30 protein-coding genes are annotated in these 26,106 nt (G+C 40.4%); 29 read left to right on the top strand and 1 reads right to left on the bottom strand.

What is annotated here, in order from left to right:
• The first annotated feature begins 25 nt into the window (after nucleotides 1–25).
• The 17 genes from RM049_RS20470 to RM049_RS20390 all read left to right on the top strand — a co-directional run bounded on the left by RM049_RS20470 (nucleotide 26) and on the right by RM049_RS20390 (nucleotide 11,613).
• On the top strand, nucleotides 26–361 hold the full coding sequence (locus RM049_RS20470) for a DUF5674 family protein (RefSeq protein WP_322705468.1): 336 nt from the start codon (nucleotides 26–28) through the stop codon (nucleotides 359–361).
• Nucleotides 361–723, top strand: coding sequence for a hypothetical protein (locus RM049_RS20465; RefSeq protein ID WP_322705467.1), 363 nt, complete (start codon nucleotides 361–363; stop codon nucleotides 721–723). Before RM049_RS20470 ends, RM049_RS20465 begins: the two co-directional genes overlap by 1 nt.
• 234 nt (nucleotides 724–957) lie before the next feature.
• Nucleotides 958–1,821 carry a GIY-YIG nuclease family protein gene (locus RM049_RS20460; protein ID WP_322705466.1) on the top strand — a complete coding sequence of 288 codons (864 nt, stop codon included), beginning with the start codon at nucleotides 958–960 and terminating at the stop codon, nucleotides 1,819–1,821.
• A 713-nt stretch (nucleotides 1,822–2,534) separates the two neighbouring features.
• Nucleotides 2,535–2,933 carry a hypothetical protein gene (locus RM049_RS20455; RefSeq protein WP_322705516.1) on the top strand — a complete coding sequence of 133 codons (399 nt, stop codon included), beginning with the start codon at nucleotides 2,535–2,537 and terminating at the stop codon, nucleotides 2,931–2,933.
• Nucleotides 2,934–2,955: 22 nt separating this feature from the next.
• Nucleotides 2,956–3,507 (top strand): hypothetical protein, encoded by a 552-nt coding sequence (locus tag RM049_RS20450; RefSeq protein WP_322705515.1) that lies wholly within the window; start codon nucleotides 2,956–2,958, stop codon nucleotides 3,505–3,507.
• An 8-nt stretch (nucleotides 3,508–3,515) separates the two neighbouring features.
• Nucleotides 3,516–3,776 (top strand): hypothetical protein, encoded by a 261-nt coding sequence (locus RM049_RS20445; RefSeq protein ID WP_322705465.1) that lies wholly within the window; start codon nucleotides 3,516–3,518, stop codon nucleotides 3,774–3,776.
• Between the two features lie 60 nt (nucleotides 3,777–3,836).
• A complete protein-coding gene (locus RM049_RS20440; RefSeq protein ID WP_011316696.1) occupies nucleotides 3,837–4,055 on the top strand; it encodes a hypothetical protein in 219 nt (72 codons plus the stop codon).
• Nucleotides 4,056–4,065: 10 nt separating this feature from the next.
• Nucleotides 4,066–4,908, top strand: a complete 843-nt coding sequence (locus RM049_RS20435; protein WP_322705464.1) for a phage terminase large subunit family protein — start codon at nucleotides 4,066–4,068, stop codon at nucleotides 4,906–4,908.
• Nucleotides 4,909–4,912: 4 nt separating this feature from the next.
• The gene (locus RM049_RS20430; RefSeq protein WP_322705463.1) at nucleotides 4,913–5,482 is read left to right on the top strand and encodes a hypothetical protein; all 570 of its coding nucleotides are present in this window, start codon (nucleotides 4,913–4,915) and stop codon (nucleotides 5,480–5,482) included.
• A gap of 22 nt (nucleotides 5,483–5,504) precedes the next feature.
• A complete protein-coding gene (locus RM049_RS20425; protein WP_185579984.1) occupies nucleotides 5,505–5,996 on the top strand; it encodes a hypothetical protein in 492 nt (163 codons plus the stop codon).
• Nucleotides 5,996–6,337, top strand: coding sequence for a hypothetical protein (locus RM049_RS20420; protein ID WP_322705462.1), 342 nt, complete (start codon nucleotides 5,996–5,998; stop codon nucleotides 6,335–6,337). The genes RM049_RS20425 and RM049_RS20420 overlap by 1 nt, the downstream gene beginning before the upstream one ends.
• Before the next feature lie 4 nt (nucleotides 6,338–6,341).
• On the top strand, nucleotides 6,342–6,992 hold the full coding sequence (locus RM049_RS20415) for a M23 family metallopeptidase (RefSeq protein ID WP_322705461.1): 651 nt from the start codon (nucleotides 6,342–6,344) through the stop codon (nucleotides 6,990–6,992).
• 26 nt (nucleotides 6,993–7,018) lie between these two features.
• Nucleotides 7,019–7,846, top strand: coding sequence for a lysozyme (locus tag RM049_RS20410; protein WP_322705460.1), 828 nt, complete (start codon nucleotides 7,019–7,021; stop codon nucleotides 7,844–7,846).
• Nucleotides 7,847–7,855: 9 nt separating this feature from the next.
• Nucleotides 7,856–10,036, top strand: a complete 2,181-nt coding sequence (locus RM049_RS20405) for a DNA translocase FtsK (RefSeq protein WP_322705459.1) — start codon at nucleotides 7,856–7,858, stop codon at nucleotides 10,034–10,036.
• On the top strand, nucleotides 10,026–10,484 hold the full coding sequence (locus tag RM049_RS20400) for a hypothetical protein (RefSeq protein WP_322705458.1): 459 nt from the start codon (nucleotides 10,026–10,028) through the stop codon (nucleotides 10,482–10,484). Before RM049_RS20405 ends, RM049_RS20400 begins: the two co-directional genes overlap by 11 nt.
• 34 nt (nucleotides 10,485–10,518) lie before the next feature.
• Nucleotides 10,519–10,998, top strand: a complete 480-nt coding sequence (locus tag RM049_RS20395) for an ATP-binding protein (protein WP_322705457.1) — start codon at nucleotides 10,519–10,521, stop codon at nucleotides 10,996–10,998.
• Nucleotides 10,999–11,268: 270 nt separating this feature from the next.
• Entirely contained in the window at nucleotides 11,269–11,613 is a 345-nt protein-coding gene (locus RM049_RS20390; protein WP_322705456.1) for a hypothetical protein, read from the top strand.
• A gap of 97 nt (nucleotides 11,614–11,710) precedes the next feature.
• Here RM049_RS20390 and RM049_RS20385 read toward each other — a convergent pair whose 3' ends face one another.
• Nucleotides 11,711–12,163, bottom strand: coding sequence for a helix-turn-helix domain-containing protein (locus tag RM049_RS20385; RefSeq protein WP_322705455.1), 453 nt, complete (start codon nucleotides 12,161–12,163; stop codon nucleotides 11,711–11,713).
• Between the two features lie 521 nt (nucleotides 12,164–12,684).
• On the opposite strand from RM049_RS20385, the gene RM049_RS20380 reads away from it, so the two are divergent.
• The 12 genes from RM049_RS20380 to RM049_RS20325 all read left to right on the top strand — a co-directional run bounded on the left by RM049_RS20380 (nucleotide 12,685) and on the right by RM049_RS20325 (nucleotide 26,097).
• Nucleotides 12,685–13,869, top strand: coding sequence for a hypothetical protein (locus RM049_RS20380; protein WP_322705454.1), 1,185 nt, complete (start codon nucleotides 12,685–12,687; stop codon nucleotides 13,867–13,869).
• A gap of 561 nt (nucleotides 13,870–14,430) precedes the next feature.
• On the top strand, nucleotides 14,431–16,656 hold the full coding sequence (locus RM049_RS20375; RefSeq protein WP_322705453.1) for a hypothetical protein: 2,226 nt from the start codon (nucleotides 14,431–14,433) through the stop codon (nucleotides 16,654–16,656).
• A 318-nt stretch (nucleotides 16,657–16,974) separates the two neighbouring features.
• Nucleotides 16,975–17,196, top strand: coding sequence for a photosystem II assembly protein Psb35 (gene psb35 / locus RM049_RS20370; protein WP_322705452.1), 222 nt, complete (start codon nucleotides 16,975–16,977; stop codon nucleotides 17,194–17,196).
• Nucleotides 17,197–17,359: 163 nt separating this feature from the next.
• Nucleotides 17,360–17,866, top strand: coding sequence for a pentapeptide repeat-containing protein (locus RM049_RS20365; RefSeq protein WP_322705451.1), 507 nt, complete (start codon nucleotides 17,360–17,362; stop codon nucleotides 17,864–17,866).
• Nucleotides 17,867–18,455: 589 nt separating this feature from the next.
• Complete coding sequence (rocD, locus tag RM049_RS20360; RefSeq protein WP_322705450.1) at nucleotides 18,456–19,706, top strand: ornithine--oxo-acid transaminase; 1,251 nt, start codon at nucleotides 18,456–18,458, stop codon at nucleotides 19,704–19,706.
• A 250-nt stretch (nucleotides 19,707–19,956) separates the two neighbouring features.
• Nucleotides 19,957–21,000, top strand: coding sequence for a 1,9-bis(guanidino)-5-aza-nonane synthase (locus tag RM049_RS20355; protein ID WP_322705449.1), 1,044 nt, complete (start codon nucleotides 19,957–19,959; stop codon nucleotides 20,998–21,000).
• A gap of 278 nt (nucleotides 21,001–21,278) precedes the next feature.
• On the top strand, nucleotides 21,279–22,310 hold the full coding sequence (locus RM049_RS20350; protein WP_322705448.1) for an iron ABC transporter permease: 1,032 nt from the start codon (nucleotides 21,279–21,281) through the stop codon (nucleotides 22,308–22,310).
• Entirely contained in the window at nucleotides 22,307–23,347 is a 1,041-nt protein-coding gene (locus RM049_RS20345; protein WP_322705447.1) for an iron ABC transporter permease, read from the top strand. Before RM049_RS20350 ends, RM049_RS20345 begins: the two co-directional genes overlap by 4 nt.
• 119 nt (nucleotides 23,348–23,466) lie before the next feature.
• Entirely contained in the window at nucleotides 23,467–24,267 is an 801-nt protein-coding gene (locus tag RM049_RS20340; RefSeq protein ID WP_322705446.1) for an ABC transporter ATP-binding protein, read from the top strand.
• 46 nt (nucleotides 24,268–24,313) lie between these two features.
• Nucleotides 24,314–25,027 carry a hypothetical protein gene (locus tag RM049_RS20335; protein ID WP_322705445.1) on the top strand — a complete coding sequence of 238 codons (714 nt, stop codon included), beginning with the start codon at nucleotides 24,314–24,316 and terminating at the stop codon, nucleotides 25,025–25,027.
• Nucleotides 25,028–25,729, top strand: coding sequence for an ABC transporter ATP-binding protein (locus RM049_RS20330; RefSeq protein WP_322705444.1), 702 nt, complete (start codon nucleotides 25,028–25,030; stop codon nucleotides 25,727–25,729).
• Nucleotides 25,729–26,097: an ABC transporter permease gene (locus RM049_RS20325; protein WP_322705443.1), complete on the top strand. Its 369-nt coding sequence runs from the start codon at nucleotides 25,729–25,731 to the stop codon at nucleotides 26,095–26,097. The genes RM049_RS20330 and RM049_RS20325 overlap by 1 nt, the downstream gene beginning before the upstream one ends.
• Nucleotides 26,098–26,106 lie beyond the last annotated feature (9 nt).

Genomic DNA, 26,106 nt, shown 5'->3' with positions numbered 1-26,106 from the left:
AATATTGGCGACTGAGGTTAAATAATTGATTTTGGTGATCCGCGAACGCGCGACAAAAGAGCAACTTGACGAAATGCTCAAAACCTGGGGAGTATTTATAAAATTGGCAGTCGATATAGACAGAGAAATTCTTGCTGGTGGCAGTCAACTTCATTATGAGTGCGAAGAAGTTTTGCTGAAAAATGGTAGCAGACAAAAAGACATTTGGGGTGCTGATTGGTTTCCCTACACTCAAGAAGTAGGTTTTGAGTCTATTATCAACATCCGTCCCAGTCAAAACAATCGTACAATGGAAATTCAATCTCCTGAAATTCGAGAACGAGTGGCTCTAATTACCCGGCGATTGCTAGGAGGACTATAATGCCTGATTGGAGAGCAATTGAAGCGAGTTTTTTACGCCAACCTAAAGCAAACCGCTTAGGAGAGTTGGCGGCTAGTTTGGCGCGTATCAAATCCCGATGCCAAAATCCAGCTAACCAAAGCTTAGTTGCTGCTTTTATTGAAGAAAGTCTATTTTTTGTTGGGTTGATTATTCCAGATACAGATACTGAGAAGGCAGGGGAATTAAACCAACTACAAAGCCAGTTAAGGGAGTGGCAGCAAGACTGGTCAAATATTTGGGCAAGCCCAACAGAACGTGGAAATATCGCTGCTGTAGCCAGTAATTGGTCAGAGCAAGTGTTGAGTATGTCAGGTTTATTATCTGAATCAATGACTGCCTAAAAAGAGGGCGTTGCTACTGGGTGTTTTGCGCTGCTTGGCTGATCGCATCCAACAAAAACAAACCCAAATCTTTATGCAGTGCTTCATTATGCTGCGGACACCCTTGTTAAGTATAAATCTAATTATTTAATTGCGGTAATATCGTCGTCACAGGATTTGCCGTAGTGTAGTTTTACTTTATAGCTCTGCAATGGGAATTTTAAGTAAGTACACCCTACTTACCGCAATATTGTGATGAATTGGAAGGATTGGTCTAACGTTACTTTTAGCGAACGTCATCATTTGCCTGAACGTTCGGGAATTTATGTCATTGCCGATATTAATGACTGCGTGTGGTATATCGGACAAGCTGCCAACCTAAAAAATCGGTGGGCTAGTAGAACTCACCACAGATACCCACAATTAATCCGCTCCAACCGCAAACTTATGCACCGTATTTATTGGCAGGAGGTTTCAATCAACTGCTTGGACGAACGAGAAAGGTATTATATTAACTTATTTCAACCCGAACTCAACGGGTGTAAAGTGAAGAAATATTTGCCGAAACAACCACAAATAGAGCGAGAAATTAAACGTTTATTGAAAGTATTAAATAAACCAACAATGCTTTTTCCCGTGATTCGCTCTGTGGTAGCTGGCGAGTATAAAGACGAAGAGGGAACAAAGTGCATTTTAGTTATTATTAATATTAATGATGAGCAAATAATAAGTAATTCAACACGGAAGCGGTATGCAAATGAGGTTAGAAAAGCTTGGGATTATTATAAAACTTATTGTGGTAAAGACGAGCAGCAATACAGCCAAGTATGGGTGAAAACATACAATTTAAACGTTTGTAAGTTTGAATTTGTTATTGCAGATTGGGAGTTTTTTCAATATTTTGAAGATAATGCTGATGCTCGCACACAGTATCTTGAAGAAGTAGAAATTTTTAGTGAAAAAGTGAAAGCGTTAAAAAATCTAAGTATTTTTGAAAAAATATCTTTACAAGAGGAATACAGTTACATCAACTATGAGGGAAAGAAAAGCCTAACAAGCGCTGCTTATGTCAGGTATCGTAGACCAATACTCAATTCCATTACAACAATTATCTCGTAATACCTATTCTTATCGCTTTAAATTAACAGCAGAAATTAAAAAAGATTTTCTAAGAATTGATTTTAAAGGTTATTTTACCGAAAATTTCGCTCCTAAGAATCGCTCCTATTCCAATCCAATAAATGACTTTTGCCGCAACAAGAGCGTTGATTACCGCCTATTTTGGTATAAGAGATAACTAGCATTATCGGGCTGGTGGCGGACTGGAATTCTATCACTTGAGTATACTCCCTTCATGCAGAAGTGGTTAAGCGAAGAAGGGGAGGAAATTTCTAGTCCCTATTTAGATGGTGATAAGTTTGAGGCGATCGCTGCTTCTTTATACCCAATTTTACAGCAGTATTTTCAAGTTTAAATTGGTGCTTGTGATCTCAACTCCAAATAAGCAAGCAGAAGCCATTTCTCTTTTCTAGCCATTTAAACTCTATTGAGTATATGTTTCTGTTATAGTGCTTTTTACTCGATTAGTTATTTTTCAATATTATTGAACTTATATAGGCAAACGTGCTTGCATTGTCCATAGGCAATATGTAACAAATGCAAGTGTGAAGTTTAGCAGGAGATTAACTGTACTTTAGTTTTACTCTAGTTGAACTGTACTTGTACTAAATCTAAGTAGGTTGTGAATTAAAAAAGAATTCACAAGTAATTTGGTAATTGACTAGCTTAATTTGCTTTCAATTGATGATGTCTTTCAGTTGGAATTGAGTTTGATGATATGTGAGAACGTTATCTATACCCAAAAGACACTTGCCGAAAGATACGGGATTTCGATCGCTGCTTTACAACGCTGGTATCCCTATGCGGGTATAGTAAAACCGCGAAAGCGGGGAGGATATTTTGATGCAGCAACAGTCGAGATTGCCGACATTTTCTACGTCGCTATCAAGATTCGGCGGTTGACTTGTGAAGAATATTTACAGCAGGTGATTCCTGCTGGTGGCTTAGATGCTTATTTGCAAAAAGTCAATGACGTAAGCCTTTATGACTTTTTGACTAAGCATATATCTGATGAAGAAAAAAATAACCCAATTGTGCAAGCAGTTATTAGGAGGATTGAGCGAAATGAAGCATATCAACAAAGTGGCAGAGACTTTGCAGGTGTCGCCTGATATAGTACGTACCTGCTGTCGGTTGTTGGATTTAGCTTTGCAGTCAAATGATACACTTGACGAAACTGTTGAGCAGCAGCTAGTTAAACTCAAAGAGATAGCCTCTGGTGAAGGTATGTCCCTTGAAGAAGCTGCCCAGCATTTGATTGCAATGCGCGATCGCAAATCAGAAGTAGGCGAACATAAGTTCGACAAACGCGAGTACATCAAACAGCGATTTGGCGTAGACCCAGAACAAGCTTCACCCGACAGCTTTGTAGGAATACTTTACCGAGATGCAGATAGGGGTATTCAGTTAGGGGAATTACGCCATAAGGTAGTGCTTGAATCTTCGACACTTGCTCTCGAAGAATTTGTTTTTCATGGCAGCAGTTTACTTGGTGAAGGTGATACTTCCGTTCCGCCTGGTTACGATGAAGCGCAAGAGCGAATTAACTCGCGCATTGATAACGATTTTTTCGGCAAAGTGAACTGGGGGCAAGAGACTCATCCCCTTTTAGTCGGTACATCGACACCACAGCCGAGACAGTTGAAGTCCTCGCAGCCGAAAACCGGGCAATCTCCGAAGAAATAGTAGCTCAAATGCTACCCATCTGCTATCAAATACGGGATGAGAGTTTACTCAACTTGAGAAAAACATCTACTCAGGCAGTTGGTATAAATTTACTTTCGGTAGTAGCTGGGACTGTGGTTGGGACGTGGGTAGCAGTTCCCCCAACTCAAGAGAGACAGGAAATTCCAAGTCTTCAACCAATTTTGATTGGTGTGGGGATAGGTGAATTAGTTGGCTTGATTCTGGCACTAGTAATAATTTGGTTTACCAAGAACGAACAAAAAACCTAATTAACTTTTCAAAATCAAGGCAATTACTAATTTTAGTCGCATTATTGCCAGGGAGCAGGTATGAGTGCAGCATTTGACTTTTTGGTTAACACGGCAGGCGGTTTGTTGATGAACCTGGGTGTTTCCGGGATGGTGGGACAATTATTGGGAGTGGGGGCGACTCTTGCCTTGCATCCTCTGTTGCTACTTACTGGGATAGTTGTGGGTGGTGCGGGAATTGCGATCGCGCGCGAGTTAAACAAGCGCCCTCAGTTGCAGTTGGTTGTTGATAATACATGAGGGGTAAATTATGTTTACTCCTACACCTGTGCGAAATAAACAGCCAAGTCGCAGAAAAAAAAAGGTAAATGTTACCCTGTGGACGGTTTGTTCAACTGTTAGTGCGCTGTCTGTTATCGGAGCGGTTGCATTGATGGTTGGATGGAAGCAACAAGTTCCGGGTAATCAGATATCAGAGGTACAGCAGGTAAAGGCGCAAGTTGCCCAAATTCGGGAAGTGTACTTAGAAAAGCTTTCCCGTACTGACTACAATATAGACCATCTTTCCAGTTACTCCTCAGTCGAGGGTGCGCCTACTCTTACAGGCTGGCGACAGTTGGCGGCGGCATTGTGGGGACAGCAATTGCGGGGTGAAATATCCAGAATGCAGGCTAATGAGAAATCTGGATTTTACCGCCTTCACTATATGCCGGCACTGGAGATAGTTAAATTCAACTCGCTGGATGTTTTACTAGAAGCGGCTTCTGGAAATAATACTTTTTACTGGGGGTACCGCAAAACCGATGGTACGAAAGTTGAGGAGAAGATACCAACTGGGGCGGCTGCTGTTTTGATTTTGGGTAAATTAGAGGCAATTGATTACGCTCAAAATTTGGAATCTCAACCATCGGTTGATCTGAATCAAATGCTAATTCAGATTAAGAATGCTCAAGAACCATATTCTCTTGCACAGGCACAGTTGTTACGAGCGCGGGGGTATTTAGATCCAGTAGAGCAGATGGCACAGGTGGCAGACATCCGCGAGAGAATACACCAACGGGAGGAGCAAAGGCGGATGTATATCCAACAAATGAAGAAGCAATTACCTCAGCCAGTTCCTAATAAACAGCCTGTTAATAAATCGAGGGGATGATGTCATGTATGTCAAGTTTGCTGCTGCGATAATTTGCATAGCTTTGTGTTCGCTCAACGTTGTAGCGGCAGTCAAACGTACCCCTATTCGTACTACCCTCGAAGGTTCAACTCGCACAACAGTTGAGATGATGCCATCTCCAAATTCAGGAGTGCATTGGATGAGTGCAGTTATATTTCTGGCTGGGTTTGCTTGTTTTTTGGGCTGGGGAATTTCTGACTATAACAATGCAGTTGAAGAAACAGATGAACTGTCTGATAACTTGGCTAATCCCGGCAATCAAAAACTTCATGTTGGTGCTTCTGATACTGATATTCAGCCTTCTTTAATGCCCCCAGTATCACCTTCTTCTGGGATGAGATTCAATAACGAGTTTTCTGCCAAGAATGTAGTCCAATTTTCTCCTCGTTCTAGTGTTTCTGGATTAGGGCGAGTACACAGTAGCCAATTTGTTGAAGATGGAGTGCAAAATCAACCTGGAATGTTATCTCCAGAGGAGTTTTACGCCCAACTTCAGGATGAAGATTTCTGGGAAGATACTAACTCCCAGGTAAATGATAAACCCGCCAGCTAGTTACTTAATTTGAGGTCATATTATGAGCAGAAATCAGCGCCGCAACTTTGATGTTGATTATTCTGAAGGTGGAGCAATTGTGCCTGCAAACCGCTTGCAAAACATGTTGCAGCAGGTACAGCAACAAGGAGGAATAGTAAATCAGCAACCTAACGTTTCTCCCATGACTACTTATGAGACTCAGCCAGTAGAAGTTAGGTATATCAATGCACCTACTGCTTACAAGCCGAGGGTTCCTCAGATAGAGATTCCCTACATCGAGACTTGGAAAGCACATCGGCTGCATCCGCAAAACCCCTGGAGATTTGGCTGGTATCCAGTATATTTTTTATCGGATGTAATTAAATCTCCTGTGGGTGTGGCTGGTGTGGGAGTGTGGTTATTAATAATGCTGTTGAATTTTTTCCTAAATGGCAGTTATACCGGGCCGGGGTATGCGTCTGGGAAGAAGATTGAAGTTGTACCCAAGGAAGTTCCCTCTTTTGCCCTGCCTGTGGTTAAGCAATTGGAATAATGACGGTAAAGGCAATTTTTTGGTTCGTACTGCTGGTATGGATTGCAGATATTTTACAACCGGGATATTTGCAGTTTTATAACTGGCGTAATGCTGTGGCATTGGTACAAAAGCTTCAGTTTTCATCGTCGGCTGTTGTACCCACTGCCGCACCTGGCGTGAATACGTTTTCTACTCCTGTTCCTACACGGTATTCCCCTAAAGTTAGGGAACCTGCAACATCTGGGGATGGCCTAAATTCTCCTGATTGCCGTGTGGCTAGGAATGATTTTGAGGAAGTATTGAGTACTGCAAGGATTGGTTGTTGGCAGGTTTCTCCTGCTAATGCGAAAAGGCGTTGAGGGAATGCGAATAATCTTTGAAACTGACGGTAGCAAGGAGGTTAGTAATTCGACTGTAACTAATTTGGATGAGACGGTCGATACTAGTTCGAGTGGAAATTGGAGATATGCGATCGCAACCTCAGTTGTAATTGCAGCTATGGTCATTCCCCAGGTTTCTGGATGGATTGAATCTCAACTGTTAGTTAAATCTCTCCAAGGTCTAATACTACCAAAAACTATTCGTAGTAATCAGGTTTTAAATAATCGTCGAATTGCCTTTCCTACTGCGGCTGGTACTCCTGTTACCTCAGAGTTTGGTTGGCGGACACATCCGATTACAGGCGATCGCAAGTTTCACGTGGGGATTGATTTTGGTGCAGCAAAGGGGACACCAATTTATGCGGTTGATGCTGGTCAAGTGGTTTTTGCCGGCGACAAGGGTGGTTATGGCAAAGCAGTTATTATTCAGCATCAAGGAAGTTTATCTACTCTGTACGGTCATGCCAGTCAGCTGTATGTACAGCAAGGACAACAAGTTGTGCGTGGGCAGATGATTGCAGCAGTAGGTAGTACGGGCTTTTCAACGGGGCCGCATTTGCATTTTGAAGTTCACGTTAATGGTGTAGCGCAGAACCCCCGTCCTTATTTACACGAGTATTTAGCAACCCGTTGAAAGTTATTTAGCTATTGGCAAAGGAAATGCAAATTGTACCGATTTTTATATCAGGTGTAGTTGGTGCAGCCTGCTCTGTTGCATTTTCTTATGGAGTAGCTTCACTGCCATGTGGATTGGTATCAAAGGGTGCGGATACTATTTGTCAGGTGCGTAGTTTTGGTAAAGCACTTGATAGTTGGAAATTTGGGTTTATTGTTGGTGGTTTGGCTGGGTTTATTTTGAGTCCTCGCCATCAATTTATATCCCGTTTTCAACCCATTCATCTATCAACTAGTTCCTTAATTACTTTGGGTATTTATTTCTCAATTTCTCAAAGTACTAGTGTTTCTTCAGCATCATTAAATAGTTTAAGAGGAAGAGTTAGTACAAGTTCTTACTCACCACATCCTGATTCACCACGGCTGAGTGCTTTTTTAGCAACAATTCGTTGGGCAGAAACAGGAACTAGTGAGACAGAAAGTTATCGGAAGTTAGTATTTAACGGAACTTTTAATGATTTTTCGACACACCCGTTACAGAAACAGTGCGCTCCTATTAATGGTAAAAATGTTTGTTCAACTGCGGCTGGTGCTTATCAAATGTTGGATAAAAGTTGGTATGATCTTCAGCCAAAGTTAAACTTAAAGGATTTTAGCCCCGCTTCTCAGGACAAGATGGCAATTGAATATATTCGTCGTAATAATGCCTTAAGTGACATTGAAGCAGGAAGGTTTGATACTGCGATATGTAAAGTAGGTAGGGTATGGGCCAGTCTTATTTGCAACTCGTACAATCAAAACCCAAAATCTTTAGCGCAGTTGAGAATTTACTATCAGCAGCAATTACAAAAATTTGAAATTTCTAGGAGGTAAAAATCAGTAATGTTGTCACCATACAATGACACTAATGGTAATACCGAACTTCAAAAACAACAGCTTTGGACTGCAATTGTACAGGCCAAACAAGATAGTTTGGGCAATGAAGAGATTATAGAGAGTATACGGGAAGCTTTACCTGACGTAATGGTTTTTTATGCTGAAACTGTTTTAAAGCAGATTGACTTTAGAGCAAAATTATCACGTCAAGTTATAGAATTTGATTTAGATTTTTTATTTCAGGTAATATACGAATCAGTAATCGCAGGTACAAAGGATGAAGAAATATTATCAATATGTGCAGAACACTGTACTTTAAACCAGTATGAATTTGTACGTTATGCACTTGAGTATATTCATCTCAATCGAATGCCATCACAGTGGGAGCAAAATAACGTATATCAAAAAATGATTGAGATAGTTAATATATCACCTATTGAATCTTTATTTGAATATATTGAATCAATCAAAAATATTTATCTTAAGCAGATCGGATATGAAGTAGTTCGAGAGAACCTTTATAATTTATTTTTAAACAATAAACCAATTAGTTACTTTACTGATTTAGCTAATAAATCTAGAGATAACTGCATTAAAAACTATTGCTGTCGAACGGCAGTGCTTGTTGCGCGTGCCACGGATAAGCCGATAGCTTTAAAGCAGGCGGTAGATGGTTCAATTATTTTAAGAGAACCTAAATATTTAGATAGTGATATTGCTACTAATGAGATTGTTGGTTCAAGTATTTTAACTATGGGGCAAGCAGGAAAACTATTAGTTGATACCTTAGAGGATTTTAATATTAATGCTAAGTATGTTGATGCTAAAAATGGCCCTACTTTTAACCGTATTAGGGTAAAATTAGGACGGGGTGTTAGTTACAAGAAAGTAGAAGACATCGGTAATGACTTAGTACAGCAGCTTGGTGAAGAGTTAGGCTTGAAAGTTGCGCCAATGGTGAGTGTAGTACCTGGGGGAGTTGTATTTGACATACCCCGATTAGACAGACAATTTGCTTATTTCCGCCATTATTTTACTTTTGAGGGCGAACCTGACATTCATTCGGTATCCATCCCCGGTGGTGTTGATGTTGATGGCACTTATGTCGAAATTCCTCTTTATAGCGATAACGTGACTCATATCTTGGGTGGTGGGCGGACGCGGGGTGGAAAGTCGCAGTTTGAGAAAGCAGCAATCTTGTATTTGGTGCGGCGATATCCCCCTTCTGTTGTTCGGTTGGCGCTTTCGGATGTTAAGCGCGTGACATTTGGTAAATTTGATGGGCTACCTCATCTTGTAGCGCCAGTTGCACGTGATGCAGAGTCTACCGCTAACTTGCTTAATTACTTGGTGGAAGAAATGGAATTGCGCTACCAGGAATTTGAGCGCCACAGCAGTATTGAAACGATCGCACATTACAATCTACGGTTTGCACCTGATTTTGTCATGCCGCGAGTGATTTGTCTAATTGACGAGTGTTTTGATCTACTTTCCGATGATAACTACTGCGATCGCATTGAGACTGCGCTAATGAAGTTGCTTGCAAAAGCTGGTGGTGCAGGGATTCATGTACTGTTGTACACCCAGCGACCTGATAAGAACGTGATAGACCCGTTGATTCGCTCAAATTTTCCAGCGAAGACAGCCTTTGTTACGACTCGCCCTGAAGACAGTTGTATTATCCTTGGGGACGATAAAGACAAACGTGCAGTTTATTTACTGGGATACGGAGATTTCTTGTACAAGACAACTGAGGTGCTGCGACTCCAGGCGCTTTATGTAGCTGACGATGAAGACCCTGAATACTTTCAGCAGTTACTCCTAGAAGCCAAAAATCAGAACGACCCCTATACAGCATGGAAATCTGGGTTAGACTTTGATGAATTTGTCGCTAGTTTGTATGGTGAGAGCAATAGTAAGGACATAGGTAAATCTCAAGCTACTGCTGTTACTAAAACTAAACAGTCCAAGACCGATTTTGAGGGCAGTTTTAACTTTAAGGTGCAGCTTGACGAGGAAGCAAGAAACTCAATTTTGAATTTGCATCAAAAAGGCTATCAACTTGATGAAATTGTCAAAGCGGTATTCAATTTATCTCGTCAAGATGGTAGGTCATACAAGAAATTTAGAAACGTTGTTGAGGAATTCTTAAATAGTTTGAAAGGGGGTGAAGAAGATGATATTTGAATTAACGATGCCTTTACCTCCTAGTATGAACGAGATTATTAACCAGGCACGGTCAGGTTGGCAAGCCAGCGCTGGACTTAAGAAGTACTGGACAAACTTAATTGGTGAATTTGTTAGAGAATGTGAATTTTGTTTAGATGGTGCAGTTTGGATTGAATTTCATTGGTATCTCAAAAATTTTGGACGAGATAGCGATAACGTAGCTGCTGCCGCCAAATTTATCATGGATGGTCTGGTTACAGGACAAGCAATCCGTAACGATAACTTGACAGTTATCCAATCACCTGTAGTTCATTATTATCATCGCAGTAGTGGTAATGATGGTGTGCTGTTGAGACTTTCACAATCACCTGATTTTCTGTTAGATAATTTTATTGTATCTAACCAATTTTCCCGAAACAGCTTAGAGAAGCATAGTCAAAAAATCACATATTTAGTGTCAATTTAATTTATGGATATATTGGATTTAAAGGATGACGATAATGTTACGTTATAAAGACTACCGTCAGTTAATCGATCAGGTAAATGCAGGTAAAAACATTAACCTATGGGGCAAGCCAAATATTGGTAAGACTCTTACTGTTAAAAACTGTTTACTTAAGGATATTAACTTAGAGTCTGTTTACCTCAATATTGAATATCCTTTTAGTGTGGATCATCTATTCAACGTTATTCCTATTAGCTTCAGCTTTTACTACCAGCAGGATTGGCAAAATATAATAAGCAAATTATCTGATGGTTATAATAGGCTGCTGGTGATAGATAATTTTGATAGATTGCACTTTGTTAGCGATAGTTTTATCGGCGACTTATTTCGATTACAACAGTTAGCTCAACTAGAAAAATTTTCTTTACTATTAATATCTCGGATGCCGCTAGAATATTTACATTTTTCAGGTTTTGCTAATTATTTTGAAAAATTGGAATTAAACGAAACTAATACTTGGACTTTTGGACATTAGATATATGGCTTATAGATATCGTTTTTTGGTGATATCCGCTCCGGGTGGAATGTTGGTTTAAGCAATAAAGCAAGTTCGACTCTTGCTATCACTATTGAGGATGAAACTACTGCCGATACTGAAAATTAACCAAGACGAATCTATTAAATAGTTTTGAAATTGTTAATAGAGTAAGGAGTAGGTTAGTAGTGTAGTTCTCAGCAAATCCCAATCCTTGCCGGGGCGAGAGTAATTAAAAACCTTGTGACCTGCATTTTGGAGGGATGAATTATGTTGAAGAAATTTGCGTTTAATTGCTTGAGGAACTTTAATGCTGCTTTTGGAATGGTGTCTTTGACTGCTATTGGTTTGGGCGCTATAGCAACTTTTTCTGGTTTGGGTTTATTGTACTTAGCTAGGGGCGGATTCCCAATTGTTGAGAAAGAACGCTCCGAACAAATTGCCTCTACCGGCATTGGTGCTATTGTATTGGGCTTTCCCGGAATTATTTTTGCTTCCTTGGGCGGTGCTTTCTTAAGTGTTGTTGAAGAATTGGAGGAAACTAATTCGGGTATAGAACCTGCAAAAATAACTGACATAAAACCGCTTGTATTTACAAAACCTGAGAGCTTTTAAAAATCTAATGATGTGCCTTTTATTTACACCTATACGGTAATAAATTTTGAGGGTACTTCTTTGAGATAGGATGGTACTTGCTTGATAATCCCTTTTATTAAGTTTGGGCTTCTAAGATGCGTCCTATACTTCTTGGCGATAATGTCGGTAATCCCCTCCGAGTAGCTTCCTCAGCTATCTGCGTATGGTAATGGTGCTTTGAACGACTGGGTTTTCGGTTCTTGCTCCATTCGCTGATTTCGACGATTTTGCTTGCTTCTGTACTTTTGCACTTCTTAGGTCTACCGACGTTGACACCTAATACCTCGTTAGCTTTTGCGATCGCCGACTCCTGGGTTTCTGACAAGATGGTACTTGATGTCCATCTTTTTTTCCATTTTGCTATTGAGTTTTCGGTTACGCCAATCTCTTGGGCTAAGGCTACATATTTTGTGCCTTCGTTTAGTCCCAGCAGAATTTTCGCTCTTATGCTAACTTCATCGCTGCTGGTCGCTGCTATGTGCTCTAGTGCTTGTTTTTCAATAGGATTTAATATCTGAAGACGAGGCATCTAAAAATTTACCCCTCTTTACTGTACAATTTTGCCAAATGGAATGAAGCCTGATATACTTTTTTTGTAGAGTTCATTTTTCCTAAAGATTCACTCAAGGCCCTGGTGCAAACAGGGCCTTGAGGAAAAAACAAGCCCACCTGTTACTAGAACAGGACGGAGTTTTGTTTTGTCAATTTTAGTTATCTAGAGCCATCATATCATGAGTTTACACAGTTTTACAAATCTTTCTTTAGATAGATGCTTTTTTTCTGAATACCAGTCCGTTAAATATCTCTTCAGTCGTATTAGTTGTCAATGGGTTGGGAATAATAGTTACTGCGGGAGAAAATTCTCTTTGAGAGGTTTTCTGGTAGGTAATCCTTTGCTATTTACAAGAATTAATTATTTTTTCAACTTGTTACTTTTCCCAACGGATGAAAGTGCTACAAGTTTTGCTGATTAAGCTTTGTCTGCTTTCTACTTAGACTTTTCAAAATTGAACTTATCTTTTTGACAATTTGTGACCCGGAGTATCAATAATGTTTGAGGTGCATAATCCGGCAATTGTATATATTTCTCCTGCGGAGTTGGTTATTCATCCGAAGCTGATAGAAATATATGGTGAGAATGAGGAACGTCCAGCTTTGGAAAAAAGTATCTCGGAAAAAGGGATTCTTGAATCTTTGAAGGTATCTGCACGTACTGGTGTCAATGTAGTCTTGGCAGGTAAGTGTCGATTGCAAATAGCTCGCAAGCTCTTAATTTCCTCTGTGAAAGTGGAATTTGTTGAGTCTGCTTCGCCTGAAGAAGATTTGAAACTAGTGCTTGACTTTAATCTGCACCGAGAAGGCGGGAAGACTCATTACCAGAAATTTCATGAGGGGCAGTACTGGGAGAGCGTACTTCGTCCACAAGCGAAAGAAAGACAAAGGGAGAGCGCTCGTCGTTTGAATGAATCGAAGTGTTCAAATTTGAATCATTCGATAAATGAGAGTAAGTCTCAATTAAAGAAGGGTAAACCCGTGATTCGGGAGGTTTCGGAGAATCTAAATATAAGTGTTGGTAGTTATCACAAGGGCAAGAAAGTTTTTGAATTAATTTCTCAATTACGAGAACTGGAAAAATTTAAGGCAGTTGTTGCACTGGAGATGGAATTTAACCGAAGTATTGATGCAGCATACAAGTTTGTTTGCAATCAAGATATTTGTAACCAGGTAATAGACCTTCTGGAGGCTTCGGAGATAGGTAGTATAGGCGATGGTATTGCTTGGATGCTGAATGGCGATCGCAATCCGTTTCGACGTTTCCAGCTTGACCAAGTATATCAATTCAAGAAGAGACTGCGGCCCGAATTGGAAATTGTGGGACGGGTTATTGATATAACTAATGAGTTTGTTGTGTTTGGATTGAGGAATTTAGTGAATATGAGCTTAGAAATTGTGAATCTACGTCCGCGACAAATTGATGCAGAATTGCAGGATGAACCATCTGCATCACAGAGGAAGAGAATATTTCACTTAATGCAAAAGTTTAGTGATGTTTTCCCAGTTCAGGTATCTTTAGCGGAGTTGTTAAAACTCCCAAATTTAACTGATAAAGAAGAGGTTTTATTGCGGATGTATGAGTCTGACGTATTTGAAAAAACGTGGGAAGATTATAAGACCCAAATGAAAGCAATGGAAGTATCTACAAATAGAAAAAAGGATAAAATTTGTGCTGCATAGGTAGCTGTGGGCTGCTAATTTAGTAGAGAATTTGTCCCACAATTTAACATTACTTACTAAATTAGCATCTCAATACTAATTGCAATACGAGTTCACTATTGTGGGTGCTGAACTTGTATCAAGATATTTGACTGTTTTTTGTTTTTTAACTCGGTGGTGGAGTATGAGTAATTTCATCTTCACCAGTTGTACTAACAAGAGCCAATGTGGGGTGACACTGGTGGGTGTTACTAGCTTTGCATTGTCATCCCAAAACTATTTTGTCGATTTAGTGACAACTTCGCTCGAACTGCCTCATTTAAATAATTACCAAAAAAAAGTTGGGTAGTCGCATTGTTGTTGGTGAAGCGTGTTGGACTAAATCTTAGCCTAAGCCTACGTATGTCTAAGCCTAAACAAGTATAAACCTCTGTTTGCTTTCAACCACGAGACGATTACCAGTCGCCTCCAACAAGCGGATAACCAACCGCTTAATTCAAAATAAAATTTCAAATTTAGGCTAACACATTTTGACCAACAGCGAGACTACCTGATGCACAAAAATCATCAGGACAGTCACTCATGTACCAAGAAAATTTCTCTTCAGATGTCGAGAACAAGCCCCAATTAAGCCTTTCACAGCCTTCAAAAAAGAAAATCAAACCCCACCTGCCTGCCGAATCCGTGGGCAAACGCTACGTAGAGCGCTTTTGGCATCCATTTGGGGCGATAGTTGCCCCTTCTTTAGTAGAAGGTGTAAAACCAGCATGGCGTACCATCGATTATTACCTCCAACCTTCCCAACTGTGGAACTTGCACCAAGACAAGTCAAAACTAGTAGGTCTGCGCTTTGACAACACAACCCGTTACGCCACAATTGATTTAGATTTCTTAGGCGACTACCATAACATTGAATCCATAAATCGCATCGAAGCAGCGCTAGAAGACATCGGTATAGTCGATATCATCATCCTCCAGTCCAGCTTTAGTGGCGGTTATCACCTAATCCTAAGCTTCGCATCCCCCCTGCCCACCTTTCCCCTAGCCTGCGCCTTAGAGATTACCTTAAGAAACGCAGGCTTTATCCTCCGCCAAGGACACCTAGAAATCTTCCCCAATACCAAACCATATAGTGCCAAACAAATAACCAACTACAAAGCCATCCGCTGCCCCATGCAACCGGGTAGCGGGTCATTTTTACTTAATGATGACCTACAACCAATTAGTGACTCAGTTTCTATCTTCCTCGATTATTGCGATCGCGCGGCAAGTCGGCAAGATTTAACCAAACTAAAACGGGTAGCGAACAAAGCCAAAAAACAAATTTCACGAGAGAGATATCGCAAGCAAGAATCTGCTGACGTTGTACAGTGGCGTGCCAACTGGGAAGAAATCATTACCACAGGCTGGACAGGAAAAGGACAAACAAACACCCTCCTACAAATCTTCGTAGGCTACGGAATCGTCTTTTTAGACTTAGAGAGTGATAAGTTAGTCGAATTTTGCCTTACTACCGCAATTAACGCCCCAGGCTACAGCCAATATTGCCAACACCAACACGAAATCGAAGCTAGAGTGCGGCATTGGGTAGAATCCACAATTCGCAACAAATGGTACAGCGCCTATATTAGTTATCCCGAACGGCTATTGAGTACATTCGCCAACACATTTGCAGAAGCCATAGCAGGCATTAACAGCATTGATAAACCCAAAGACAACGTAATCCCATTTGACCGTCGTAAGCAACAGAACTGGGAACGCAGCCAACAAGCCCAAAAACGCATCCAGTTAGTGGTAAGGGCAATAGAGTGGGATAGAGGGTTGCCAGTAGGGGCTACTGAACGGGGTAAAGCAATACGTGCTGAGTACAAGCGCCGCTTTTACAAAACTATCTCACAAGAGACACTACAAAAGCACTTGCATTTGTGGCATCCCACGCGCTACATCTTAGACCCGTGGGCAGAAAATAGCTCAAACCCTTATCAATCAAGTAATGACGGGCAATTTGATAGTTTTGAAAACTCATTTGCAAAACAGAGTGTTGAAAACCCTTGCCAAAAGCAAAGTGACGGTCATTTTTACTATATGAAGGTTTTTTGTAACTGTTTACCTCCGGCTGCCGATGCCCCTACAGGGCAGTTGGCAGCCGTAAGTTTTGAAGAAGTTGCTGAGTCTGAAGGAGAATTTTTTGTACTACAGGTACAAGATGAATGTGAGGAAATTAATATTAATTCTGAAGAATTGAATTTATTACAACCAGAAGATTTGTCGTTAACTTTATCTCTCAATAATTCTGATAATTCATCAGTTTCTTCAAATATTATACAACTTACTCAAAATGTTAATCAAAGTAATTCAGATAAGTATTCTAAATACCTTTCTAACCCCAGCGCGGCTGAAAATTACAATAACAAAAACTTATTAATCAATTCTGCCAGTATTCCGCTGACTGCGCCTACACCTGCAATTGTGCTGTCTGAAACGTCACAAAAAGCTGAAGTTAGCGATCAAAGTACATCTTCAGGCGACTCAGCAGCAACTCTCGCTTTGTCAGAACTGAAGAATCTGACTAAGTTGCGACTCCAAGCAGCATCTCACGCCAAGCGTGTAGCTAGAGAGTACTGCCTAATTGCGCGATGCCTAATTCGGGGCAAAGAACGCGAAAGATTGGAGCAGAGTGCAAAAATGCAATTTTATCTCGATTCAGGTAACAAAACCTTAATTGCAGAAGCCAACGAGTGGGCAGCTACTAATCCTGGGTGTCTACCGTTTTCGTTGGAGTTGGCGTTTCAAGAAGGTGAGACGTGATAGCTGGGTTTTTCTGGTTGTTTATTTTTTTGCTGGCATAGGCGCTGAAATAATCTTTCACCTTTTCATCCCCCACCCCAGCATTGAGAGTTTGGGAATTCAATGCTAATCTGTATTTGATAGTTTGGATAGTAATGTAAAAAGATAATTTTTTATAGCTAGTTAAGAATATTAAAAAAAATATTAATCATGATTTTTTACTCAAATATTTTGAATTAAAAAAGAAATTTCTTTTTAGTCATTACTAATGAAGACTAACCAGCATTTCTTAATTTGATATCGCTAGAGTGAGTGTATTTACAGGAGATGAAATCTTAAATGTTAGTCTTGATCGAGATAGCAACTAATCCTACATATACAAGATATATCCAAATTTCTTTGCTGGCAATAATACTTGGTGGCTTTCTACTAGCTACAATTGTTGGTTCAATTGGTTGGTATATTTCAAAACGGCCTGCTGGTTGGGAAAATGCAGAGACTCCAAACTGGATTGTACAACTTACTAAAAATCTCAATAAACAGAAGTCATCGGATAATTAGAACTGAGATAGTTAGAGGAAAATTTATTTATGAAATTAAGTAAATTAACCCTAAGTAAAAATCTTACAAAACCGTTATTATAATTTATCTAAAATTGTTTAATTTCAGATGTCTTTGTTAGCATTCTGCTACCTAAAGAAAGTTAACAAAGGAGAATATAAGCATGGAAGCAGAAGAAGTATTGCAGAGGTATGCAGCAGGACAACGTAATTTCTGTGGGGTAAACCTTCAAGGAATATACATGAGAGGGGTGAATTTGAGAGGAGTAAACCTTAGTTGGGCTGACTTAAGTAAGGCTTCTTTGATGGATGTTAATTTGAATGAAGCTGATCTGCGTGGAACTTGCTTCAAAGAATCTTTTCTGATATTAGCAAATCTAACTCAGGCAGATTTGAGTTATGCTAACTTCACATCGGCTTATTTAACTTTAGCTAATTTGAGTCAGACCAATCTAAATCAGACGAATTTCACTAAAGCTAACCTCACAAAAGCCAATTTGAACGGAGCCAAATATCTAATTTCAACCAACCTTGATCGGGTTATTATAACTGATGCTATTATGCCAGATGGAAAAGTACACAGCAAAATGAGTTTGTGGGAAAAAACAGGTATTTGTCTAAAAAGTTGGACAAAGAATGGATTTTATAATTGCTCTCATGTCAAACAGTGATATACTAAGTTATGCCTTTAACTTCTGTAGGCTATCTATCAGAAGTAAGGTAAAAATAAGAGTATAAATCTGGCACTTTGGTACAACTGTGAATGAGACAAAAGTCTCTAAGTTAGAATACCCAGCGCCTGTTTATCAACTTTTATTTTTTATCTGTGAATTGCGGATATAAATAAAAGTATTATTAAAAAGATTGTAGTTTACACCCTTGGTTGTTATGCCAGCAAAATTTTACATTCAGACAGAGTGGGCAACTGGTTTTCTTCACTAAAAGTAGGCAGAAGTCCTACACAAGTTGCGTATCTGGAAAAAAGGGAATGCCTGGTCAATAATTATCGGCTATTTAGATATTTAGAAAAAATCCATCAGTATCAAAGTTGCGTATATCTTTGATATGCAGACCGAAGAAAAGTGAGTTGCAGTATTGCTCTCATTGTAAATAGCGCCCTGAAATTGGGAACTATAAAACGAAGAACTGATCGGGATTTTTTCAAATTATGCTCATACCTGTTGAATGTCTCATTCAATTGGTAGTCTTTCAGATATTTTCTAGTTTTATTTCAACCCCTCAAAGCTATCAGGAGTAAATATGCAAGCAACAAACGTAACTCTGGGAATTCCCAACCTCAACACTATGAATACCCAGGATTATATTGAAATAGAACAACAATATGGTGCTGATAATTACCATCCTTTAGATGTAGTCATTACTAAAGGGCAAGGAGTGTGGATATGGGATATAGAAGGTAAAAAATACCTAGATTTTCTTTCAGCTTACTCAGCATTAAATCAAGGTCATTGTCATCCCAAAATCCTTGCAGCCATGATTGAGCAAGCCGAGAAAGTTACACTAACTTCCAGGGCTTTTCGCAATGACCAATTGGGAAGATTTTATGAGAAGCTTTCTGAGATTTCTGGTTTACCAAAAGTGCTACCCATGAATTCGGGAGCCGAAGCTGTGGAAACGGCTATCAAAGCCATTCGTAAATGGGCTTATAAAATAAAAGGTGTACCAGAAAATCAAGCAGAAATTATTGTTTGTAGTAATAATTTTTCTGGACGCACTATTAGTTTAATCAGTTTCTCTACAGAAGAACAATATCAAGATGGATTTGGTCCTTTAACTACTGGGTTTAAAGTTATCCCTTTTGGTGATGCCCAAGCATTAGAAAAAGCGATTACTCCTAACACTGCTGCATTTTTGGTAGAACCAATTCAGGGTGAGGGAGGTATTATCGTTCCTCCCAACGGGTTTTTAAAGCAAGCAGAACAAATCTGTCGCCATCATAATGTATTACTGGTTTTTGATGAAATTCAAACTGGGTTGGGAAGAACAGGTAAAATGTTTGCTCATCAATATGAGAATGTTAAGCCAGATGGTATAACTGTAGGTAAAGCTTTGTCTGGTGGATTTTATCCCATTTCTGCGTTTATTTCTACTGACGAAGTGATGGGTGTATTTCAACCAGGAGATCATGGTAGTACCTTTGGTGGAAATCCTTTAGCTGCTGCTATTGGAATTGCAGCACTTGATGTTCTTATAGAAGAAAATTTGCCAGAAAAAGCCTTACAACTGGGAGAATATTTTCTAGATAAATTACAATCAATTGAGAGTTCACATATTAAGGAAGTGCGTGGCAAAGGTTTATTAATTGGGATGGAATTGCACCCCGAAGCTGGTGGTGCTAGACGGTTTTGTAAAGCCTTAGCTAAAGAGGGGTTATTAGCTAAAGAAACTAGAGATAATGTCATTCGCTTTGCTCCACCCTTGGTTATTTCCCAAGATGAAATAGATTGGGCATTGGAAAGAATTGAGCTAGTTTTGACAACCACTTGTTAGTTTGGCGTAAATTGAGTATCATGGGTGGCTTGTAGTGTTTGAGAAGTTATTAATAGCAAAATTGAACAATCGTTTCATCCAACTCATGAGTATCTGGGATTTGCACGTCAAGTTAAATAAAAGACGGCAATCTGATCCTGGTTTGTCCTGGTACGACCACTGCGAAGCGCCTAGTACATTGGCAAGACTTGCCTTGTAGTCGCTATGCAGACCGTATAACTTTTATTTTCAATAAAAAGGACAATCTACCATGAATCGTGAAGAACTTTTGCAACAGACCGTTCAACCAATTGACATCAAAGCTTTCGATGTTGTTGGCTTGGTGGAAGCTATGGGTAAAACAGCTTTCCAAGGTCGAAATTTGGGACGGGCAGCAAAAATTTATGACGCAATGCTGCAAGACAAAGAATGTACGATTATTCTGTGTCTAGCTGGGTCTTTATTTAGTGCTGGACTCAAGGGAATAGTCCACGATTTAATTACTCACAATATGGTAGATGCGATTGTATCTACCGGTGCAAATATTGTTGACCAAGATTTCTTTGAAGCGTTGGGTTATCGTCATTATGTCGGCGACCCCTTTGCTGATGATGAGATACTGCGTCAGCAACGGATAGACCGCATATATGACACTTACATTGATGAAGATCAACTGCGGGTGTGTGATATGACCATTGCAGAAATCGCCGAGAATTTAGAGAAGCGTCCCTATTCTTCACGGGAATTTATTGAGCAGATGGCGGTTTATTTAGAACGCCGGGGTAATTATGGTCAATCTGTAGTGCAAGCTGCTTATCAACACCTTGTACCAATTTTTGTCCCCGCTTTTAGTGACTGTTCGGCTGGGTTTGGCTTAGTGCATCACCAATGGAATTCTCCAGAATCGCATTTAAGCATTGACTCAGTGCGAGACTTTCGGGAGTTGACGCAGTGCAAACTGGCTTCCAACTACACTGGATTGGTGATGATTGGTGGTGGTGTACCAAAAAATTTCGCTCAGGATACGGTGGTAGCTGCGGAAATGCTGGGATTTGATACGAGTATGCACAAGTATACAATTCAAGTCACTGTCGCCGATGAGCGGGATGGGGCTTTATCTGGTTCTACTCTCAAAGAGGCTCATTCTTGGGGGAAGGTAGATAAAGCTACTGAACAGATGGTATTTTCTGAGGCGACTGTGGCGTTCCCGTTAATCGCGGGGTATGCGTATCATAAGGGGAACTGGCGCGATCGCCAACCTCATCATTTAGCTGAGTTATTCACTAAACCTCAACCCAAGGTAGTGACTGCCTAAAACACATTATTGGGGGATATCGAAAACAGCCCTAGTAACGATGTCGAACAGTAAAAATAACCCCTAGTAAAAATAACCCTAGTAAAGATGTCGAACAGTCAGAGATACCCCCAAGTATTGATAGCCCTAGTAAAACTAGACGACACAAAGGATAAAGATGTAGTTTTTAAACTTCCCCATATTTGGTATTTCTTGTCAATGCGTAAGTCCTAATTTTATCAAAATTATCAATCTGATGGCTAAGAAACAATTAACTGTTGAGAGAATACACAAATAGAATGACAAAAGCGTCCACAATGTCGCCTAGAGGATGGAAAAAGCCACAATTATCACTCTTTGCTGGTCTGGTTTTGGCACTGGTTATCCTTTTGATTTGCTTGGTATACAGTGTCACGCTTGGTGCAGCAGAAATATCTCTAGACAAGGTTTTGACATCTTTTATAGCCTTTGATGGTTCTTATGAACATCTAGTAATTCAAACTGTGAGATTACCGCGATCGCTCATTGCTATCCTTGTAGGATCAGCCTTGGCAGTATCAGGGGCGTTAATGCAAGGTTTAACGCGCAACCCCTTAGCAGATCCAGGGATTTTGGGTATTCAGTCGGGGGCTGCATTGGCTGTAGTTGGCACAATTTTTGTTTTTGGCAGCTCGTCTTTGAGTGTTTTAACCATTGTGGCCTTTTTGGGTGCAGGAGCCACAGCGATGTTAGTCTACTTCCTTGGTTCTCTAGGAAAAGGAGGGGCTACACCATTGAATCTCACAGTAGCAGGCGCTGCGCTCACGGCTCTGATTTCTTCCCTCACCACTGCTATCCTGATCGTCAGTCAACGCACCTTAGAAGAAATTAGATTTTGGTTAGCTGGGTCACTGGCTGGGCGCGATATCAATATGTTCTTGCAAGCACTGCCCTTCGTCGCCCTTGGATTAATCGTTGCTTTTGCCCTTGGTAGACAAATTACTACCATGAGTCTCGGTGAAGATATAGCAAAAGGCTTAGGTCAACAGACAGCTTGGGTGAAAATCATCACGGCTATTAGCGTTGTTTTACTGGCGGGAAGTTCCGTATCTATTGCCGGGCCAATCGGCTTTATCGGCTTAGTTGTTCCCCATATTGTGAGATTTTTCATCAAAGCCGATTACCGTTGGATTTTGCCTTACTCCGCAGTGGTAGGTGCAACTTTACTTTTGGTTGCAGATATTACGGCGCGTGTATTACTTAAGCCCCAGGAATTACCTGTGGGAGTAATGACAGCACTGGTTGGTGCGCCCTTTTTTGTCTACTTGGCTAAGTCAAAGGTGAAGAAATGAAGTTGGATTGGCTCGTCATCCGTTTCGAGGCGATATCTTTTCGCATAGACAGACGTGTGCCACTAATGCTGTTATGTTTGGCAGTGGTGATTATAGTGGCGATGGTGATGAATGTAGGCAGAGGAGAATATCCCATTTCGCCCTTGGATATCGTCAAAACTGTACTTGGTTTAGATACGGGCAACCCAGACCATACATTCGTGATTCACAACCTACGGCTACCCCGCACCCTTGTCGCTTTTATGGTGGGAGTGGCCTTTGCTATTTCTGGCACTATCTTTCAAGGTTTAACACGCAATCCCTTAGCTGACCCTGGTATTATTGGCATCAATGCTGGGGCGAGTTTAGCAGCAGTGACAGTAATTGTCCTATTTCCATCAGCACCGATTTATACATTGCCTGTTTCAGCCTTTGCAGGTGCTTTATTAATGGCTGTTTTAATTTACTCCCTAGCTTGGAATAACGGTAGTTCGCCGATTTTACTAATTTTAATGGGTGTGGGGCTGTCTGCGATCGCCAGTGCATTCACCAGCTTGATGATTACCTTTGGGGATATTTATGACGTTAGTAATGCTTTGGTTTGGTTGGCTGGTAGTGTCTACGGACGCACTTGGGAGCAAGTCTTCTCCTTCTTACCTTGGTTGATTGTTTTCGTACCAATGGCGTTGACATTGGCAAGACATTTGAACGTCTTAAATTTAGGAGATGATGTCGCTAAAGGTTTAGGTACTCGCGTGGAATGGCAACGTGGTTTGCTAGTGCTGGTGGGTGTAGCTTTAGCAGGTGCAGGAGTCGCTACTGCCGGAATGATTGGTTTTGTCGGTTTAATTGCACCTCATTTAGGCAGACAGTTGGTAGGTACAAATCATGAAGGGTTAATTCCTACTTCTGCATTGTTAGGGGGTGTGATTGTTGTGGTCGCAGACTTGCTAGGAAGAACGTTGTTTGGATCTATCGAACTTCCTTGTGGGATCGTAACTGCTGCTATTGGTGCGCCTTATTTTCTGTATTTGTTAATTCGTAACCAGAAAAAATAAGGGACGAATCAATTCAAAATTCAAAATTCAAAATTAAAGATTTTCTCACTCCTGCCTTCTGCCTTGTCTACGATATGCTACGCGATCTGTGTTCTTCAAGATTCAAAATGGTATCAACTATGAAAGGATTATCAACCAAAAGTCTGTCTTTAGCTTATGGTGGTGTGCCAATTATTAAAGATTTAAATTTGGCCATTCCTGCCGGACAAATTAGTGCTTTAGTTGGTGCTAATGGTTGTGGTAAATCAACTTTGTTAAGAGGTCTGGCCAGACTTCTCAAGCCAAATCACGGTACAGTATATCTTGACGGCACCTCAATTTTGAAGCTTTCCACCAAGGAAGTAGCGCAGCAGTTGGGTATTTTGCCCCAAGGACCAGTAGCGCCGGAAGGGTTAACAGTCAGAGATTTGGTAGCACAAGGGCGTTATCCTTATCAAAATTGGTTGCAGCAATGGTCAGCCAAAGATGAAAAAATAGTGCAACAGGCACTCTTAATTACAGATTTACTGGAGTTGGCAGATAGAGGATTAGATACTTTGTCTGGTGGACAACGACAACGTGCTTGGATTGCAATGGCATTAGCACAAGATACAGATATTTTGCTTTTGGATGAGCCGACTACTTTTTTGGATTTGGCGCACCAGATAGAAGTTTTAGATTTGTTGTATGAGTTGAACCAAAGTCAGGGAAGGACAATTGTGATGGTATTGCATGACTTGAATCAGGCGTGCCGTTATGCTGATTATCTGATTGCTGTCAAAGATGGTCGAATTTTTGCTGCTGGAGAACCAAAGCTAGTGATGAGTGAGCAAATGGTTCAGGAGGTTTTCGAGTTAGAGTGCCGTATTATTCCTGACCCGATTCTGGGAACGCCAATGTGTGTACCAGTAGGACGTAAGGGTAAATTACAGGCTGTTTGATTTGGAATTATGTCACTCAAAATTCAAGGATTAGGAAAAAAGCAGTATGAATATTGGTGTATTTGTTAGTGCTTTAGGCAGTGCCAGTGTAGAATTTATCGAAACAGCAGCAATTGCTTATGCGATCGCTCGTTCTGGTTATCCACGAGAAGCGAGTTTAGGAGTAATCGTAGGTTTGTCTGTTGTTAGTCTAGCAGCGATAATATTAGGAACTCAATTACAAGCTATTCCCCTAGAATTACTGCAAATTTTTATTGGCTTGTTGCTACTATGGTTCGGTTTCGGGTGGGTGAAAAAGTCCGTTTGGCGACAAGTTGAGGGTAAACGTGCTGGATGGGTTAGTGACCCACTCACCTCTGAAGGTATTTTTTTAGAGACGGAAACAACTGGTTTCAACTTCCTGAATTTTATTTTAATGACTAAAAGTGCTGCTCTTGAAGCATTAGAAGTAGCCATTATTGTCACCACTCTTGGTTTAGCATCAAGTGCTTGGAATGAATCTTTATTAGGAGCAATTTTAGCATTTTTCTTAACAATTGCTGTAGTAACTTTGTTACATGGACAATTGCTTCAAGTTCCAGAAATCTTAATTAAGCTAAGTGCAGGTATCATGCTAATGGCATTTGGTACTTTTTGGATAGGTGAGGGATTAAATTTCAAATGGTTCTTTGGAGAAATAACGCTTTTAATATTGATAACTTTTTATGGAACGATCAGTTTTCTAGTAATTCGTTGGTTACAAACCAAGCAACCTGCATAAATGAAAGAGCAATTTACCCAAAGCCAAAATAATAAACTAGAATTATCTTCCCATAACCCGATTCTCTGTGTACAAAACTTGGGTCGAAGCGTTGAAAAATACTGGGTTTGGAGTCACCTGAGTTTTCAATTATTTCCAGGGGAGCGAGTAGCGGTGGTAGGTGCTTCTGGCTCTGGGAAAAGCTTACTGCTACGAGCCTTAGCTGGTCTTGAACCAGTACAAGCAGGACAAATCATTTTTCAGGGACAGCTGATGAATTCCTGGTTTATGCCCAGCTATCGTTCTCAAGTTATTTATTTGCACCAACGACCAGCTCTTTTGGAAGGAACTGTAGAGTCAAATCTCCAGCTAGTTTACCGATTAGCAGTTCACCACCATCAAGTTTACAACCGCAAGTTGATTTTAGACTATCTGCATCTTTTGCATAAAACGGCTGACTTTTTGCAGCGTCCGATTAGTGCTATTTCTGGTGGTGAGGCGCAGATTGTCGCCTTTTTACGAGCTTTGCAACTTTCACCAAAAGTACTACTACTGGATGAACCTACTGCCTCACTGGATGCTGGAACTGCCCAAAATTTAGAAGCTTTAGTTGCAGCTTGGCAAAATGAAGACCCACAACGGGCATATCTCTGGACAAGTCATGACCCAACCCAGTTGTCACGCATTACCAACCGCCAAATTACCTTGAAGGAAAAAGATTGATGGAAACTAATTATATCCAGATTAGTTACGGACAACTGGCTTTAGCGACTTTGTTTATTGTGATCAATATAGGGCTTTCCTTGGGCTTACAGTTGGGGCTAGAGCAAAGTCTAGGGATAGCCTCGCTCCGAATGGTGGTGCAGTTGTTACTAGTGGGGTATATATTGCAGTGGGTATTTACTCTCAGCAACCCTGTATTGATAATACTTTTAGCTTTGAGCATGACTGTGATAGCTGGTGTATCTAGTGTTAACCGTACACGTAGACGATTTGGTAGTATTTATTGGAATAATTTTATTTCGCTTTTAACCGGTTCATTTTTAGCTAGTGTGGTAAAACTTACTAGAGAAGACGACTCTCTAAATTAGCCAAGTAAC

Source organism: Nostoc sp. DedQUE04, from assembly GCF_034530995.1.
Taxonomy (GTDB): Bacteria; Cyanobacteriota; Cyanobacteriia; order Cyanobacteriales; family Nostocaceae; genus Nostoc.
The sequence above is the reverse complement of the archived record's forward strand: the minus strand, read 5'-3'. Positions and strand labels throughout refer to the sequence as shown.

Bases quoted from the DNA above. Each gene is read 5' to 3' on its own strand.
- RM049_RS20465 (WP_322705467.1), top strand. From the start codon at position 361: ATGCCTGATTGGAGAGCAATTGAAGCGAGTTTTTTACGCCAACCTAAA.
- RM049_RS20460 (WP_322705466.1), top strand. From the start codon at position 958: ATGAATTGGAAGGATTGGTCTAACGTTACTTTTAGCGAACGTCATCAT.
- RM049_RS20455 (WP_322705516.1), top strand. From the start codon at position 2,535: ATGATATGTGAGAACGTTATCTATACCCAAAAGACACTTGCCGAAAGA.
- RM049_RS20445 (WP_322705465.1), top strand. From the start codon at position 3,516: ATGCTACCCATCTGCTATCAAATACGGGATGAGAGTTTACTCAACTTG.
- RM049_RS20440 (WP_011316696.1), top strand. From the start codon at position 3,837: ATGAGTGCAGCATTTGACTTTTTGGTTAACACGGCAGGCGGTTTGTTG.
- RM049_RS20435 (WP_322705464.1), top strand. From the start codon at position 4,066: ATGTTTACTCCTACACCTGTGCGAAATAAACAGCCAAGTCGCAGAAAA.
- RM049_RS20430 (WP_322705463.1), top strand. From the start codon at position 4,913: ATGTATGTCAAGTTTGCTGCTGCGATAATTTGCATAGCTTTGTGTTCG.
- RM049_RS20425 (WP_185579984.1), top strand. From the start codon at position 5,505: ATGAGCAGAAATCAGCGCCGCAACTTTGATGTTGATTATTCTGAAGGT.
- RM049_RS20420 (WP_322705462.1), top strand. From the start codon at position 5,996: ATGACGGTAAAGGCAATTTTTTGGTTCGTACTGCTGGTATGGATTGCA.
- RM049_RS20415 (WP_322705461.1), top strand. From the start codon at position 6,342: ATGCGAATAATCTTTGAAACTGACGGTAGCAAGGAGGTTAGTAATTCG.
- RM049_RS20410 (WP_322705460.1), top strand. From the start codon at position 7,019: ATGCAAATTGTACCGATTTTTATATCAGGTGTAGTTGGTGCAGCCTGC.
- RM049_RS20405 (WP_322705459.1), top strand. From the start codon at position 7,856: ATGTTGTCACCATACAATGACACTAATGGTAATACCGAACTTCAAAAA.
- RM049_RS20400 (WP_322705458.1), top strand. From the start codon at position 10,026: ATGATATTTGAATTAACGATGCCTTTACCTCCTAGTATGAACGAGATT.
- RM049_RS20395 (WP_322705457.1), top strand. From the start codon at position 10,519: ATGTTACGTTATAAAGACTACCGTCAGTTAATCGATCAGGTAAATGCA.
- RM049_RS20390 (WP_322705456.1), top strand. From the start codon at position 11,269: ATGTTGAAGAAATTTGCGTTTAATTGCTTGAGGAACTTTAATGCTGCT.
- RM049_RS20385 (WP_322705455.1), bottom strand. From the start codon at position 12,163: ATGCCTCGTCTTCAGATATTAAATCCTATTGAAAAACAAGCACTAGAG.
- RM049_RS20380 (WP_322705454.1), top strand. From the start codon at position 12,685: ATGTTTGAGGTGCATAATCCGGCAATTGTATATATTTCTCCTGCGGAG.
- RM049_RS20375 (WP_322705453.1), top strand. From the start codon at position 14,431: ATGTACCAAGAAAATTTCTCTTCAGATGTCGAGAACAAGCCCCAATTA.
- psb35 (WP_322705452.1), top strand. From the start codon at position 16,975: ATGTTAGTCTTGATCGAGATAGCAACTAATCCTACATATACAAGATAT.
- RM049_RS20365 (WP_322705451.1), top strand. From the start codon at position 17,360: ATGGAAGCAGAAGAAGTATTGCAGAGGTATGCAGCAGGACAACGTAAT.
- rocD (WP_322705450.1), top strand. From the start codon at position 18,456: ATGCAAGCAACAAACGTAACTCTGGGAATTCCCAACCTCAACACTATG.
- RM049_RS20355 (WP_322705449.1), top strand. From the start codon at position 19,957: ATGAATCGTGAAGAACTTTTGCAACAGACCGTTCAACCAATTGACATC.
- RM049_RS20350 (WP_322705448.1), top strand. From the start codon at position 21,279: ATGACAAAAGCGTCCACAATGTCGCCTAGAGGATGGAAAAAGCCACAA.
- RM049_RS20345 (WP_322705447.1), top strand. From the start codon at position 22,307: ATGAAGTTGGATTGGCTCGTCATCCGTTTCGAGGCGATATCTTTTCGC.
- RM049_RS20340 (WP_322705446.1), top strand. From the start codon at position 23,467: ATGAAAGGATTATCAACCAAAAGTCTGTCTTTAGCTTATGGTGGTGTG.
- RM049_RS20335 (WP_322705445.1), top strand. From the start codon at position 24,314: ATGAATATTGGTGTATTTGTTAGTGCTTTAGGCAGTGCCAGTGTAGAA.
- RM049_RS20330 (WP_322705444.1), top strand. From the start codon at position 25,028: ATGAAAGAGCAATTTACCCAAAGCCAAAATAATAAACTAGAATTATCT.
- RM049_RS20325 (WP_322705443.1), top strand. From the start codon at position 25,729: ATGGAAACTAATTATATCCAGATTAGTTACGGACAACTGGCTTTAGCG.